This is a genomic window from Microbacterium forte, from assembly GCF_031885415.1.
In the GTDB taxonomy this organism is placed as follows: domain Bacteria; phylum Actinomycetota; class Actinomycetes; order Actinomycetales; family Microbacteriaceae; genus Microbacterium; species Microbacterium forte.
Window position 1 is genome coordinate 171,604 of sequence record NZ_CP116871.1, and the last position, 14,204, is coordinate 185,807.

The following is a 14,204-nucleotide window of genomic DNA, read 5'->3' on the forward strand; positions in this document are numbered from 1 at the left end:
CAGGCCCGTCACAGCCGCAGTGAGAGTGGCTCCGCCGTGAGGCGCAGCACGCGAGGTGGTACCGCGGTTCCCCGGGATGAGATTCCGGACGGATCGTCCTCGCAGCAGCATCCGCCACGACTCCTGCGAGACGACATGACCTACCCGCGTTCCTCCTTCGGCCCCGCCGCCGACCAGGCTGCCTCCGTCGCACCGAGCCCTCGGTTCCCCCAGATCGAGCGCGAAGTGCTCGACTTCTGGGAGACCGACCAGACCTTCCGCGCCTCGATCGAGCAGCGCGAGGGCAACGACGAGTGGGTCTTCTACGACGGCCCGCCGTTCGCCAACGGCCTGCCGCACTACGGGCACCTGCTCACCGGGTACGCCAAGGATGTGTTCCCCCGCTTCCAGACCATGATCGGCAAGAAGGTCGATCGCGTCTTCGGCTGGGACACGCACGGTCTGCCCGCTGAGCTCGAGGCCATGAAGCAGCTCGGCATCACCGAGAAGAGCCAGATCGAAGAGATGGGCATCGACGTCTTCAACGCGAAAGCGAAGGACTCGGTGCTGAAGTACACGCACGAGTGGCAGGACTACGTCACGCGTCAGGCTCGCTGGGTCGACTTCGAGCGCGGGTACAAGACGCTCGACCTCGGCTACATGGAGAGCGTGCTCTGGGCGTTCAAGACGCTGTTCGACAAGGGGCTCGCCTACGAGGGCTACCGGGTGCTGCCGTACTGCTGGCGCGATGAGACCCCGCTGTCGGCGCACGAGCTGCGCATGGACGACGACGTCTACCAGAACCGTCAGGACCCGTCGGTCACCGTCACGTTCCCGCTGACCGGCGCGAAGGCCGAGGCCCTCGGACTCACCGCCGTGCGCGCGCTCGCCTGGACGACCACGCCCTGGACCCTCCCCACCAACCTCGCGCTCGCCGTGGGACCCGACATCGAGTACGTCGTGCTCCCGGCAGGTCCCGGTGGAGCGGCGGACGTGCACCAGATCGCCGGAACGGCGGATGCCGCAGTCGAGGCGTCCTCTCATCGCTACCTCCTCGCACGCGAGCTGCTCGGCGGCTACGTCAAGGACCTCGGCTACGAGAGCCTCGACGACGCGCTCGCCGCTGTCGACGCGACGGTGCGAGGAGCCGACCTGGAGGACGTCACCTACGACCGACTCTTCGACTACTACGCCGACGCCGAGACCTACGGCACCGAGAACGCCTGGCGCATCCTGGTCGACGACTACGTCACCGTCAGCGACGGCACCGGCATCGTCCACCAGGCTCCGGCCTACGGTGAGGACGACCAGCGGGTCGCCGGTGCCGCCGGCATCCCGACGATCCTGTCGCTCGACGACGGCGGGCGCTTCCTGCCGAACGTCACAGACGTCGCCGGCCAGCTCTGGATGGATGCGAACACGCCGCTCATCCGTCTGCTCCGCGCCGAGGGACGACTGCTGCGCGAGCAGAGCTACGTGCACTCGTACCCGCACTGCTGGCGCTGCCGGAACCCCCTGATCTACAAGGCCGTGTCGAGCTGGTTCATCCGTGTCACCGACATCAAGGACGACCTGCTCGCGAACAACGAGCAGATCACCTGGGTGCCCGAGAACGTCAAGCACGGCCAGTTCGGCAAGTGGCTCGAGGGGGCGCGCGACTGGTCGATCAGCCGCAACCGCTACTGGGGCTCGCCGATCCCGATCTGGAAGAGCGACGACCCGGAGTACCCGCGCATCGACGCATACGGCTCTCTCGAAGAGATGGAGCGCGACTTCGGCACGCTGCCGCGCAACCCCGAGGGCGAGATCGACCTGCACCGCCCCTACATCGACGACCTCACGCGTCCGAACCCCGACGACCCCACCGGCAAGAGCACGATGCGCCGCATCGAGGACGTGTTCGACGTGTGGTTCGACTCGGGTTCGATGCCGTACGCGCAGGTGCACTATCCGTTCGAGAACCAGGAGTGGTTCGACACGCACGCACCCGCCGACTTCATCGTCGAGTACATCGGGCAGACGCGTGGCTGGTTCTACGTCATGCATGTGCTGTCGACCGCGCTCTTCGATCGTCCGGCCTTCACCGGTGTCAGCTGCCACGGCATCGTGCTGGGCAACGACGGCTACAAGATGTCGAAGTCGCTGCGCAACTATCCGGATGTCTCCGAGGTGCTCGACCGCGACGGCTCCGACGCGATGCGCTGGTTCCTCATGTCGAGCTCCGTGCTGCGCGGTGGCAACCTCGCGGTCACCGAAGAGGGCATCCGCTCGGGCGTCCGCGAGTTCCTGCTTCCGCTGTGGAACTCGTGGTACTTCTTCGCGACGTATGCGAACGCGGCCAAGCCGGGCGGCTACGAGGCGACCTGGCGCACGGACTCGACCGACGTGCTCGACAGGTACATCCTGGCTCGGCTCGGCGACCTCGTGCGCGACGTGCGGGCGGACCTCGAGGGACTCGACTCGACGACGGCGTCCGCTCGTCTGCGCGACTTCGCCGAGGTCCTCACCAACTGGTACATCCGCCGCTCGCGCGACCGGTTCTGGGAGGGCTCGAACACCGAGGCCTTCGACACGCTCTACACCGTGCTCGAGACGCTGACCCGCGTCGCGGCTCCGCTCGTGCCGCTCGTCAGCGAGCGCGTCTGGCAGGGGCTCACAGGCGGACGCAGCGTGCACCTGCAGGACTGGCCTGACGCCACCGCGTTCCCCGCCGCCGACGAGATCCGGAATGCCATGGATGCCGTCCGCGAGCTCTCGAGCGTCGGCAACGCGTTGCGCAAGAAGGAGAAGCTGCGCGTGCGTCTGCCGCTCGCCCGCCTCACGGTCGTGTCACCGCTGGCAGGGACGCTCGGCCAGTTCGAGGACATCCTCCGCGAGGAGCTCAACGTCAAGTCGGTCGAGCTCGTCCCGCAGTCCGAGACGACTGCCGCGGACTACGGCATCAGCCACCGGCTCAGCGTCAACGCGCGTGCCGCCGGCCCGCGGCTCGGCAAGAACGTGCAGACCGTGATCAAAGCCGCGAAGGCAGGCGACTGGTCGGAGAGCGACGGCGTCGTCACCGCGGGCGGTATCGCTCTCGAGCCGTCGGAGTACGAGCTCGCGCTCGAGACCGCCGGTCGTCCGGAGGGCGAGGCTCTCGCCCTCGTGCCGACGGGGGGCGTCGTGCTGCTCGATACGCAGACGACACCCGAGCTCGAAGCGGAGGGACTCGCCCGCGACGCGATCCGCGTCGTGCAGGAGGCCCGCAAGAACGCTGACCTCGACGTGAGCGATCGCATCGTGCTCGCGCTCAACGTGAGCCCGGGGGACGCCGAGGCGCTGCAGGCGCATGCGGAGCTGATCGCAGGGGAGACCCTGGCTGTGGCGTTCGCTGTGCAGGCCACCGACGAGATGAACGCTCTCGTGCAGGACGTCACCAGCCCGGGAGGCGGCGTGTTCCGCAGCGGGGCGACCGCGCTGGGCGCCGACAAGCGTCCGATCATCGTCACGATCGACACGAACATCGAGGAGCCGAGCGCATGAGCGCACGTGACAGGGCGGATGCCGTCTACGAGACGCTGCTGAGCCGCGCGGGGGAGCGCTGGGTGCAGCCGCGCAAGGAGCGCACCGCGCGCATCCTCACCTACCTCGACGACCCGCAGCGCACCTATCGCGTCGTGCACATCACGGGGACCAACGGCAAGACGTCGACGGCTCGGATGATCGAGACTCTGCTTCGGGCGCACGGGCTGCGCACCGGGCTGTTCACGAGTCCTCATCTCGAGCGCTTCACCGAGCGGATCATGATCGACGGCGAGCCGATCGAGGATGCCGCTGTCGCCGACGCGTGGGATGAGATCGAGCCCTTCGTCGAGATCGTCGACGCCGAGCTCGAGGCCGCAGGGGAGGAGCCGCTCACGTTCTTCGAGCTGCTCACCGTGCTCGCCTTCGTGGCCGTGGCCGATGCCCCTGTCGACGTGCTCGTGCTCGAGGTGGGCATGGGCGGCGAGTGGGACTCGACCAACACGGCGGACGGCGACGTGGCGGTCTTCGCGCCCATCGACATCGACCACGCGGATCGTCTCGGAAGCACGATCGCCGAGATCGCGACGGTCAAGGCGGGGATCATCAAGGAAGGCGCGGCCGTCGTCTCGGCGCAGCAGCCCGCAGAGGCCGCTGAAGTGCTGCGTCGCGTCGCCGCCGAGAAGAACGCCACGATCGCGTTCGAGGGTGAGGAGTTCGGGCTTGCCGACCAGAAGCTCGCCGTCGGTGGACAGCTGTTGACCATCCGCGGACTCGCCGGCGCCTATGTCGAGGAGTACCTGCCGCAGTACGGTGCTCACCAGGGGCACAACGCCGCCCTCGCGGTCGCCGCCGTGGAGTCGCTGATCGGAGGCGGCGAGCAGCCGATCGCCGCCGACATCATCTCCGAGGGGCTCCAGGGAGCGACCTCGCCCGGACGCCTCCAGCTGCTGGGGATCGCTCCGACGGTGATCGTCGATGCCGCGCACAACCCGCACGGCGCCGCCGCGCTCGTTCTCGCGATGGACGACAGCTTCGACTTCGACGAGTGGGGCGTCGTGCTGGGTGTGCTCGCCGACAAGGACGCCGCCGGCATCGTCGCGAAGCTCGCACCTGCAGCAGCGCACGTCTTCGCCACCGCGCCGGAGTCCGACCGCGCGAGCGACGCGGATCTCATCGCCGACCTCGTCGAGGCGACGGGACAGCGTGCGACCGTCCATCCGACCCTCGCTGAGGCTGCTGATGCCGCACGGGAATGGGCGGCATCGTCCGATCGCCGAGCCGTCGTGATCGCCGGGTCGGTCGTGCTCGCCGGCGAGGCGATCGCCCTCGCCGAGGCAGAGGACTGGAAGTCCGGGTGGCGCGCATGACCGCCGTCTCCCCGTCTGCGCGTCCTCCGCGTCCGCCCCGCACGCTCGTACAGAAGCTGGCGCCGATCGTGCTCGGGTTCGAGTCGATCGTCGTCTTCCTCGCGGGCCTCACGGTCTTCGGTCTGAAGTCGCTGCCTGCCGGCATCCCGCAGTGGTGGGGGATCGTCGGCGGCGCGGTCGTGGGACTCGCCTGCATCGCCGTCGCCGGGATGATCACGAAGCCCTGGGCGATCACCGCAGGGTGGATCCTGCAGGTCGTCATCGCGCTGGCGGCTATCCTGGTGCCCGCGATCCTGCTCGTCGTCGTGGTTTTCGGCGGCATGTGGGGGTATGCGACGATCATGGGGGCCCGATTGGACGCACGACGTCCTGACGGGCCCACGACCGAGACTCAGACAGAGAGTGAATGACATGGCCACCGAAGAAACCCTCGTCCTCGTAAAGCCCGATGGCGTCGCCCGCGGCCTCACGGGCACGATCCTGGCTCGCATCGAAGCGAAGGGATACTCCCTCGTCGACATCCGCCTGGTCGAGCCCGACCGCGACCTGCTGGCCGAGCACTATGCCGAGCACGAGGGCAAGCCGTTCTACGAGCCGCTCCTCGAGTTCATGCTCTCAGGGCCGTCCGTCGCGATCCGCCTCGCGGGCAACCGCGTGATCGAGGGCTTCCGGTCGCTCGCCGGCACGACCGACCCCACCACCGCCGCACCCGGTACGATCCGTGGCGACTTCGGTCGCGACTGGGGCCTCAAGGTGCAGCAGAACCTCGTGCACGGCTCGGACAGCCCCGAGTCGGCCGCACGCGAGCTCGGCATCTGGTTCGACTGACCGATCCGCTCACGACGAAGCCCGCCGCACGAGATCGTGCGGCGGGCTTCGTCGTGTCAGGGGTGAGGACTCAGAAGATGATGCGCGCCATCTCGCCGAGGAAGTCGAGACCCTTCAGCTGAGCCATCACGATGATGATCGCGTAGGCCAGGATGGTCGCCAGCGGAACCCAGACCATGAGCTTGTCCGCACGCGCCTGGGCCTTCTCGCTCTTGGTGAACGTGCCGTTCCGAGTGAGATGCAGCGTGGTTGCGAAGAACGTCGGGATGGTCACGGCCCAGGTCACCATGCACCACGGGCACAGCACTCCGAGGTTCGATGCATACAGGCTCTGGCCGATCAGCCAGCAGACGAGTCCGAATGCGAACGTGATGCCGGCGCCGAACGCAGCCCAGAACCAGCGGGGAAAGCGGGCTCCAGCGAGGATCGCGACCCCGACGACCAACGGCGCCATCCACCCGGTCAGTCCGAGCAGCGGGTTGGGGAAGCCGAAGATCTCGCCCTGCCACGAGCCCAGGTTCTTGCTGCACTGGATGAAGGGGCTGACGTCGCAGGCCAGGGCATCGGTCGGGTTCTCGAGAAGCACGAACTTCTCGACCGTGAGCTGGAAGGCGGCGAACCAGCCGATGACGCTCGCGATGATCAACCACACGGCATAGACGACGGGGCGGGTGCGCTGCTCGCTCATGTCTGGATTCTCTCAGCGATCGCTATGTATCGGGCGTGAGCGCGCCGGAGAAAACGACTCAGTGCCCCGACGATGCCGCGAACCGGCGCACTTGGTGCGATAATGGCCTGTGATGCATCGCTCGATCCTGTCGCGGCGGGCATCGACGCAGACTTCGGGGCCGTATGCCCCTCGTGATCAGAGCCATGAGCCGGTCGCACACCGAATGAGTTCGCGGCACCTGCGGGTGCCGCATGAGAGTTAGCGGAACACGAAGTGTCCGCGCGAGGAGCAAGCCAGAGATGGCCGATGACAACAATGACTACGACGCCCCTACCCTCGACTTCTCTGCGGATGCTGACGCGCCCGCAGAGGTAGTCGCCGACGCTCCGGAGGCCGACGGCACGTCCGATGCTTCGGAGGACGGCGCGGGTTCGACCGCTGAGCCCTCTCCGGCGGAGGAGACTCCTGCTGCGGATGCTCCTGCTGAGGATGCTTCTGCTGCGGATGCTCCTGCTGAGGACGCACCTCCTGCGGAGGCTTCCGCCGAGGCAGTTCCTGCCGCTGAGGCTCCTACTTCTGCCGCTGACGCTCCTGCCGCTGACGCTCCTGCCGCTGACGCTCCTGCCGCTGACGCTCCTGCTGCTGACGCTCCTGCCGTCGACGCTCCCGCGGCCGAAGCCTCTTCTGAAGAGACCGCTGCTGAGCCTGCCCAGGAGAAGCCCGAGGCGCCCCAGCCCCTCACGGCCGTGTCGCTGGGGCTGCTGCCCGAGGTCTTCGTCTCTCAGGTATCGACGCAGCTGCACTTCTACGCTCCCGAGGTCCTTCCGCTCCCGGCCCGTCCGGGCCGCGAGCGTGTGTTCGACCGCATCGCCGAGCGGGAGCCGGAGGAGCCGGCCGGCCGCCGTGGCCGCCGCCGTCGCGGTGGTTCCGACGATGTCGAGCCGCGCGAGCCGCGTGAGCAGCGTGACGAACCTCGCCAGCCCCGCCAGCGCGTCGTCGAGTACATCACCGAGCCCAAGGCGATCAAGGGTTCCACGCGCCTCGAGGCGAAGAAGCAGCGCCGTCGCGACGGACGGGATGCCGGTCGTCGGCGACCGGTCGTCACCGAGGCGGAGTTCCTCGCGCGTCGTGAGTCTGTCGACCGCAAGATGGTCGTCCGTTCCAAGAACGGCCGGACGCAGATCGGCGTCCTCGAAGACGGCGTGCTCGTCGAGCACTATGTCGCGCGCAACCAGGATGCCTCGCTGATCGGCAATGTCTACCTCGGCCGCGTGCAGAACGTGCTGCCGAGCATGGAGGCCGCGTTCGTCGACATCGGCCGTGGCCGCAATGCCGTGCTCTACTCCGGCGAGGTCGACTGGGATGGCGTCGAGACCGGCAACCAGCCGCGTCGTATCGAACTCGCGCTCAAGGCGGGCGACCGCGTCCTGGTGCAGGTCACCAAGGATCCGATCGGCCACAAGGGCGCCCGTCTGACCAGCCAGATCTCGCTTCCGGGTCGCTACCTCGTGTATGTGCCCGGCGGATCGATGAACGGCATCAGCCGCAAGCTGCCCGACAACGAGCGCACGCGCCTGAAGCGCATCCTCAAGGAGGTTCTCCCCGAGTCCTCCGGGGTGATCGTCCGCACGGCGGCCGAAGGTGCCACCGAAGACCAGCTCACTCGCGATGTTCAGCGGCTCACCAGCCAGTGGGAGCACATCCGCAAGCAGGTCGAGAGCCAGCAGGCGCCGGCGCTGCTGCACGCCGAGCCCGACCTTCTGGTCAAGATCGTCCGCGACGTCTTCAACGAGGACTTCACGAAGATGCTGATCCAGGGCGAGGACGCGCAGCGCACGATCCGCGCCTACCTCGAGAGTGTCGCGCCTGATCTGCTCGAGCGCGTCGAGTCGTACGAGGACGAGAGCGATCCCTTCGATGTGTTCCGGATCACGGAGCAGATCGAGAAGGCGCTCGACCGCAAGGTCTGGCTGCCGTCCGGTGGCTCGCTGGTCATCGACCGCACCGAGGCCATGACGGTCGTCGACGTCAACACGGGAAAGTTCGTCGGCTCGGGCGGAAACCTCGAAGAGACGGTCACCAAGAACAATCTCGAGGCGGCGGAAGAGATCGTCCGCCAGCTGCGTCTGCGCGACATCGGCGGCATCATCGTCGTCGACTTCATCGACATGGTGCTCGAATCGAACCGCGACCTCGTGCTGCGCCGCCTGATCGAGTGCCTCAGCCGTGACCGGACGAAGCACCAGGTCGCCGAGGTCACGTCGCTCGGCCTCGTGCAGATGACCCGCAAGAAGCTCGGCCTCGGCCTGCTCGAGACGTTCAGCGAGGCGTGCGACGTGTGCGCCGGTCGCGGCGTCATCGTGCACCACGACCCGGTCGTGAAGCACCGCTCGAGCAGCAACGGCAACGGCAACGGCAACTCGCAGTCCAACCGTCGCCAGCGCGGCGGCAACGGCCAGTCGCAGAACTCGGCGCCCGCCGCGGTGACGACGCACAGCATCCCCGAGGGGGCGAAGTCCGCGCTCGCGCAGATCGCGGCCTCGACGCGCGTTCCGAACGCCGACGAGCCGACGGAGGTCGTCGCTCCCGCCGCGGAGACGACGACGGAAGCCCCCGCCACGCAGGAGCGAGCCAAGAAGCCCCGCAAGAAGCGCGGATCCGACCGCAAGTCGCCCAAGTCCCCGGCTGAGGCGCTGCTCGATTCCGTGCTCGATGCGCTTCCCGAGCCGAAAGCTCCGGGGCAGGGACGCGGTCGTCGCCGTGTCTCCACCGCCGCGCTCACCGGCACGCCCATCTCCGTGAACTCGGAGCCGTCAGCGCCGGTCGCGGGCGGGGACTCGCAGTCCTGAGGCGATCAGTCGCCTGACCAGCTCCTTGCCGCCGACATGCTGTGCGCCGGCGGCGAGGAGCCGGGGGATGAGCTCTTCGGGGACGTCGTAGTGGTCGAGGTCGAAGGCGCGTGCAGGAACGTCGTGCGACCTCGCGAAGGCGTGCAGCTCCTGCAGGCTGTCGTCGCTGACGAGATGGGCCCACAGGCGCCCGTGTGCGGGCCAGATGGGGTCATCGACGAGAACGGTCATTCGTTCAGCGTATGACCGGACACACCAGGCGGCGCGTTTTGCCACAGTGTCCTGCATCCGGTAAAGTAGTCCCTTGGTGCGTATGCCGCGTCGTCCTGGACGGTCGAAGCGGAGAGTCTTGCGTTCGTGCCCGTCGCCCAGCGTCGCATGCAAGCAACAGTCTTCCCGTGAGATATCGGAGCCGCGAGCTCCCCAACGAAACAGGTATGAAGTGGTTTACGCAGTAGTGCGCGCCGGTGGGCGGCAGGAGAAGGTCGAGGTCGGCACGATCGTTCAGCTCGACCGTGTCAAGGCTGCCCAGGGCGAGAAGATCGAGCTGGCCGCAGTGCTGCTCGTCGACGGCGCCTCGGTGACCACCGACGCCGACTCGCTGGCGAAGGTCAAGGTCACGGCAGAGGTCATCGGCAACCTCCGCGGCCCGAAGATCATCATCCAGAAGTACAAGAACAAGACCGGCTACAAGAAGCGCCAGGGCCACCGTCAGGAGCTCACGCGCGTCAAGATCACCGGCATCAAGTAAGACCGAGGAGACCAGGACATGGCACATAAAAAGGGCGCAAGCTCCACCCGTAACGGTCGTGACTCCAACGCTCAGCGACTTGGCGTCAAGCGCTTCGGTGGACAGCAGGTTCTCGCCGGCGAGATCATCGTCCGCCAGCGCGGCACGCACTTCCACCCCGGCGTGAACGTCGGCCGCGGTGGCGACGACACCCTGTTCGCTCTGGCCGCCGGTGCGGTGCAGTTCGGCGCGAAGGGCGGCCGCAAGGTCGTCAACATCGTCGCCGCTGCTGAGTGATCACAGCACGACAGTAGTCATGCGATTCGGGGCGGGCTTCGGCCCGTCCCGAATTTGCGTTTTCGGCGGGACATGTGTTCCCGGCCGAATCGCCGGCCGAACACTCGGTTCCGGCCGAGTTCTTTATTGAGGAGAGAGACATGGTCAGTTTCGTCGACACCGTGACGCTTCACCTGCGTGCGGGCAAGGGCGGCAACGGCTGTGTCTCGGTGCACCGCGAGAAGTTCAAGCCGCTCGGCGGCCCCGATGGAGGCAACGGCGGTGACGGCGGCGACATCGTTCTCATCGCCGACACCCAGACGGGCACGCTTCTCTCGTACCACCACTCGCCCCACCGCAGCTCCGGCAACGGCGGACCCGGCATGGGCGACCACCGTGCAGGGTTCATGGGTGAGGACCTCGAGCTTCCCGTTCCCGTCGGCACCGTGGTCAGGAACGCCGCCGGTGAGGTTCTGATCGACATGATCGAGCCCGGCGAGCGATTCGTCGTCGCGAAGGGCGGCCATGGCGGACTCGGCAACGCCGCACTGGCGACGCCGAAGCGCAAGGCGCCCGGATTCGCGCTTCTGGGCACCCCGGGAGACGAGGGCGATGTCGTCCTCGAGCTCAAGACCGTCGCAGACGTGGCTCTCGTCGGCTATCCCTCTGCAGGCAAGTCCAGCCTGATCGGTGCGATCTCGGCGGCCCGCCCCAAGATCGCCGACTACCCGTTCACCACGCTCCACCCGAACCTCGGTGTCGTGCAGGCGGGGGAGTCGCGCTACACCGTCGCCGATGTCCCCGGACTCATCGAGGGAGCGAGCGAGGGGCGTGGTCTCGGACTGGAGTTCCTCCGCCACGTCGAACGCTGCACCGCACTGCTGCATGTGCTCGACTGCGCGACGCTGGAGCCCGGTCGTGACCCGATCTCCGACCTCGACGTCATCCTCGGCGAACTGGCCGCGTACGAGGTCCCCGAGGGACAGACTCCGCTGCTCGAGCGCCCCCAGCTCATCGCGCTGAACAAGATCGACGTGCCGGAGGCCCGCGACCTCGCCGATCTCGTGCGTCCGGACCTCGAGGCTCGCGGATTCCGCGTCTTCGACATCTCCACCGTCTCGCACGAGGGCCTGCGCCAGTTGACCTATGCGCTCGGCGATATCGTCGACGCACACCGCGCAGAGCTCGCCGCGACCGAGGTCCCGCGTGAGCGCGTCGTCCTTCGCCCGCGCGGCCCCAAGAAGGGCTTCGAGATCCGAGTCGAGGGTGGCAGCTACGGCAACATCTATCGCATCCTGGGCGAGAAGCCCGTCCGATGGGTTCAGCAGACCGACTTCCAGAACGAGGAGGCCGTGGGTTATCTCGCGGATCGCCTCGAGAAGCTGGGCGTCGAAGACGAGCTCTTCCGCCTCGGTGCAGTGCAGGGATCCACCGTCGTCATCGGCGAAGGCGAGAGCATCGTCTTCGACTGGGAGCCGACCATGACGTCTGCGGCCGAACTCATGACGGCGCCCCGCGGAACCGATCCCCGCCTGGCGCCCAACGCCCGTCGCACCACCTCCGAGCGTCGTGAGAACTACTACGAGCGCATGGATGCCAAGGCCGAGGCTCGCGCCGAGGTCGAGGCTCAGCGGCTCGCGGCCTACCGCGAGGACGGGGAGTGACCGCTCGCACGAGGGCGGATCTCGCCACAGCCTCGAGGATCGTCGTCAAAGTCGGGTCCTCATCGATCAGCGGTGAGTCGTCATGGCGGATCCCCGTTCTGGTCGAGGCGCTGGCCGCGGCGCACGCGCGCGGAGCAGAGGTGATCCTCGTCTCCTCCGGAGCGATCGCCACAGGCATTCCGTTCCTGCGTCTCGACGCCCGCCCGACCGACCTGGCGACGCAGCAGGCCGCGGCCGCGGTCGGACAGAACATCCTGGTCTACCGCTATCAGGAGTCTCTGCGTCGCTTCGACATCGTCGCGGGGCAGGTGCTGCTCACGACGGGCGACCTCGAGAACCCGACCTCGCGCAGCAATGCTCGGCGGGCCATGGAGCGACTTCTCGGTCTGCGCATCCTGCCGATCGTGAACGAGAACGACACGGTCGCGACGCAGGAGATCCGCTTCGGCGACAACGACCGACTCGGAGCGCTCGTCGCGCAACTGATCGAGGCCGACGCTCTGGTCCTGCTGAGCGACATCGAGTCGCTCTACACCAAGCCGCCGTCCGACCCGACGGCCGAGCCCATCGACGTCGTCGCCCCCGATGCCGATCTGTCGGGACTCGAGTTCGGATCGACCGTCGTCAACAGCGTCGGCACCGGAGGAGCCGCGACCAAGGTCTCGGCCGCTCGCCTGGCTGCCGCGTCCGGGATCGGCGTGCTCGTGACGAGTGCCGACCTGGTCGACAAGGCCCTCTCCGGGGCCGACATAGGGACCTGGTTCGAACCCGCGCTCTCTTAGACTGGGCGGATGACCGACCAGACCCCCCAGACGCGCCTGGAGCTCGCCAAAGAGGCGTCCCGAGCCACGGCCAGGCTGACCAGCGATGACAAGGCCCGGGCTCTCGAGGCCATCGCGGTGGCTCTCGAGCAGAATGCTGCCGCGATCATCGCGGCCAACGGTCGAGACATCGAGCGAGGTCGGTCCGACGGCATCGGAGAATCGCTGATCGACCGGCTGCGCCTCGACGAGAAGCGCGTCGCCGCTCTCGCCGCGGCAGTCCGCCAGGTCGCGGCCCTGCCCGACCCCGTCGGTCGCGTCGTCGGAGGGCATCGGATGCCCAACGGCGTGGCGCTGGAGCAGGTGCGGGTGCCCTTCGGAGTGGTCGGCGCGATCTACGAGGCGCGTCCGAACGTCACCGTCGACATCGCCGCGCTCGCGCTGCGCTCGGGCAACTCCGTGGTCCTGCGCGGTGGCAGCGCCGCACGAGAGTCGAACACCGTGCTCGTCGAGATCATGCGCGGCGCGCTGCAGGCTGCGGGCGTCACGCCGGAAGCGGTGCAGACGGTCGACGACTTCGGTCGAGACGGCGCCACGGCATTGATGCACGGACGCGGGTTCATCGACGTGCTCGTGCCCCGGGGCAGCGCGGGCCTGATCGAGACCGTCGTGACCGAGGCCACCGTCCCCGTGATCGAGACAGGCGCAGGCAATGTGCACATCGTGCTCGACGAGAGCGCTCCTGACGACTGGGCGCAGGACATCGTGGTGAACGCGAAAGTGCAGCGTCCCAGTGTCTGCAACGCCGTCGAGACGGTGCTCGTGCTCCGTCAAGCCGCACCGCGGCTCGTGCCGCTCGTCGCGAGCGCACTGCAGAGCGAGGGAGTCGCGATCCACGGTGACGACATGGTGGCGGGGCTCGTCTCGAACGTGATCCCGGCGACGGAAGACGACTGGGCGACGGAGTACCTCAGTCTCGACATCGCGATCAAGGTCGTCGACACCCTCGACGATGCGCTCGACCACATCCGTCGCTACAGCACCGGGCACACGGAGTCGATCATCACCACCGATTCGCGCAACGCTGAGCGATTCCTGGCCGAGGTCGACTCGGCGGTCGTGATGGTGAACACGTCCACTCGGTTCACTGACGGGGGAGAGTTCGGGTTCGGCGCCGAGGTCGGCATCTCGACGCAGAAGCTGCACGCGCGAGGACCGATGGGGCTTTCCGAGCTGACCAGCACGAAATGGCTGGCGCGTGGGGCAGGGCAGACGCGCGGCTGAGGGCTAGACTAGGGGGCGCTGTGGCTCTTCGTGAGTCATGCCCGCCAGCCACGAAACGGAGTCAGGATGAACCTCGTCGCACAGATCGCGATGGTCGCTGCCGAAACCGAGCACCACGGCAATGTGCAGCTCGAGACGCTGATCTTCGGCGTGATCGCCATCATCGTCTTCGCCTTCCTCGGCCTGGTCACGCTGTCGTACAAGAACGTCGCCAACCGCCACTCCGCCAAGGCCGACGCCTGGGCGGCGAAGCACGGCAAGGACGGCCACGAGGCAGGGCACGGCCACTAGG

Annotated in this window: 13 protein-coding genes; 11 read left to right on the forward strand and 2 right to left on the reverse strand. The window is 67.7% G+C overall.

From position 1 onward, the window contains the following. Positions 1–135: 135 nt before the first annotated feature. From ileS to ndk, 4 genes are read left to right on the forward strand one after another with little or no spacing between them, the layout of a single operon-like run. A complete protein-coding gene (gene ileS / locus OB895_RS00845) occupies positions 136–3,501 on the forward strand; it encodes an isoleucine--tRNA ligase (RefSeq protein WP_311878627.1) in 3,366 nt (1,121 codons plus the stop codon). Continuing rightward, positions 3,498–4,850, forward strand: a complete 1,353-nt coding sequence (locus OB895_RS00850; RefSeq protein ID WP_311878628.1) for a bifunctional folylpolyglutamate synthase/dihydrofolate synthase — start codon at positions 3,498–3,500, stop codon at positions 4,848–4,850. The genes ileS and OB895_RS00850 overlap by 4 nt, the downstream gene beginning before the upstream one ends. Continuing rightward, positions 4,847–5,260, forward strand: coding sequence for a DUF4233 domain-containing protein (locus tag OB895_RS00855; RefSeq protein ID WP_056377690.1), 414 nt, complete (start codon positions 4,847–4,849; stop codon positions 5,258–5,260). The genes OB895_RS00850 and OB895_RS00855 overlap by 4 nt, the downstream gene beginning before the upstream one ends. 1 nt (position 5,261) lies before the next feature. Continuing rightward, positions 5,262–5,678 carry a nucleoside-diphosphate kinase gene (gene ndk, locus OB895_RS00860; protein ID WP_042537730.1) on the forward strand — a complete coding sequence of 139 codons (417 nt, stop codon included), beginning with the start codon at positions 5,262–5,264 and terminating at the stop codon, positions 5,676–5,678. A 70-nt stretch (positions 5,679–5,748) separates the two neighbouring features. On the opposite strand, the gene OB895_RS00865 is transcribed toward ndk, so the two are convergent. After that, positions 5,749–6,366, reverse strand: a complete 618-nt coding sequence (locus OB895_RS00865) for a vitamin K epoxide reductase family protein (protein WP_311878632.1) — start codon at positions 6,364–6,366, stop codon at positions 5,749–5,751. A gap of 281 nt (positions 6,367–6,647) precedes the next feature. On the opposite strand from OB895_RS00865, the gene OB895_RS00870 reads away from it, so the two are divergent. Then, positions 6,648–9,197 (forward strand): Rne/Rng family ribonuclease, encoded by a 2,550-nt coding sequence (locus OB895_RS00870; protein WP_311878633.1) that lies wholly within the window; start codon positions 6,648–6,650, stop codon positions 9,195–9,197. Here the strand turns inward: OB895_RS00870 and OB895_RS00875 are convergent. Beyond that, positions 9,162–9,428 carry a DUF4031 domain-containing protein gene (locus tag OB895_RS00875; protein WP_079113029.1) on the reverse strand — a complete coding sequence of 89 codons (267 nt, stop codon included), beginning with the start codon at positions 9,426–9,428 and terminating at the stop codon, positions 9,162–9,164. The genes OB895_RS00870 and OB895_RS00875 overlap by 36 nt on opposite strands. Positions 9,429–9,639: 211 nt before the next feature. Here OB895_RS00875 and rplU point away from each other — a divergent pair, with 211 nt between their 5' ends. The 6 genes from rplU to OB895_RS00905 all read left to right on the forward strand — a co-directional run bounded on the left by rplU (position 9,640) and on the right by OB895_RS00905 (position 14,203). After that, the gene (rplU, locus tag OB895_RS00880; RefSeq protein ID WP_072591411.1) at positions 9,640–9,948 is read left to right on the forward strand and encodes a 50S ribosomal protein L21; all 309 of its coding nucleotides are present in this window, start codon (positions 9,640–9,642) and stop codon (positions 9,946–9,948) included. 18 nt (positions 9,949–9,966) lie between these two features. Next, positions 9,967–10,224 carry a 50S ribosomal protein L27 gene (gene rpmA, locus OB895_RS00885; protein WP_028501603.1) on the forward strand — a complete coding sequence of 86 codons (258 nt, stop codon included), beginning with the start codon at positions 9,967–9,969 and terminating at the stop codon, positions 10,222–10,224. 140 nt (positions 10,225–10,364) lie between these two features. Continuing rightward, positions 10,365–11,867, forward strand: coding sequence for a GTPase ObgE (obgE, locus tag OB895_RS00890; protein WP_056377318.1), 1,503 nt, complete (start codon positions 10,365–10,367; stop codon positions 11,865–11,867). Next, positions 11,864–12,649, forward strand: coding sequence for a glutamate 5-kinase (gene proB / locus OB895_RS00895; protein WP_042537714.1), 786 nt, complete (start codon positions 11,864–11,866; stop codon positions 12,647–12,649). Before obgE ends, proB begins: the two co-directional genes overlap by 4 nt. A 9-nt stretch (positions 12,650–12,658) precedes the next feature. Beyond that, on the forward strand, positions 12,659–13,912 hold the full coding sequence (locus OB895_RS00900) for a glutamate-5-semialdehyde dehydrogenase (RefSeq protein ID WP_042537711.1): 1,254 nt from the start codon (positions 12,659–12,661) through the stop codon (positions 13,910–13,912). Positions 13,913–13,978: 66 nt separating this feature from the next. Further along, complete coding sequence (locus OB895_RS00905) at positions 13,979–14,203, forward strand: hypothetical protein (RefSeq protein ID WP_042537709.1); 225 nt, start codon at positions 13,979–13,981, stop codon at positions 14,201–14,203. The last annotated feature ends 1 nt before the right edge of the window (position 14,204 follow it).

What these genes read in the sequence shown, in the direction of transcription:
- OB895_RS00905 (WP_042537709.1), top strand. Translation starts at nt 13,979, where the DNA reads ATGAACCTCGTCGCACAGATCGCGATGGTCGCTGCCGAAACCGAGCAC.
- OB895_RS00865 (WP_311878632.1), bottom strand. Translation starts at nt 6,366, where the DNA reads ATGAGCGAGCAGCGCACCCGCCCCGTCGTCTATGCCGTGTGGTTGATC.
- OB895_RS00870 (WP_311878633.1), top strand. Translation starts at nt 6,648, where the DNA reads ATGGCCGATGACAACAATGACTACGACGCCCCTACCCTCGACTTCTCT.
- OB895_RS00875 (WP_079113029.1), bottom strand. Translation starts at nt 9,428, where the DNA reads ATGACCGTTCTCGTCGATGACCCCATCTGGCCCGCACACGGGCGCCTG.
- OB895_RS00900 (WP_042537711.1), top strand. Translation starts at nt 12,659, where the DNA reads ATGACCGACCAGACCCCCCAGACGCGCCTGGAGCTCGCCAAAGAGGCG.
- obgE (WP_056377318.1), top strand. Translation starts at nt 10,365, where the DNA reads ATGGTCAGTTTCGTCGACACCGTGACGCTTCACCTGCGTGCGGGCAAG.
- OB895_RS00850 (WP_311878628.1), top strand. Translation starts at nt 3,498, where the DNA reads ATGAGCGCACGTGACAGGGCGGATGCCGTCTACGAGACGCTGCTGAGC.
- ileS (WP_311878627.1), top strand. Translation starts at nt 136, where the DNA reads ATGACCTACCCGCGTTCCTCCTTCGGCCCCGCCGCCGACCAGGCTGCC.
- rpmA (WP_028501603.1), top strand. Translation starts at nt 9,967, where the DNA reads ATGGCACATAAAAAGGGCGCAAGCTCCACCCGTAACGGTCGTGACTCC.
- OB895_RS00855 (WP_056377690.1), top strand. Translation starts at nt 4,847, where the DNA reads ATGACCGCCGTCTCCCCGTCTGCGCGTCCTCCGCGTCCGCCCCGCACG.
- ndk (WP_042537730.1), top strand. Translation starts at nt 5,262, where the DNA reads ATGGCCACCGAAGAAACCCTCGTCCTCGTAAAGCCCGATGGCGTCGCC.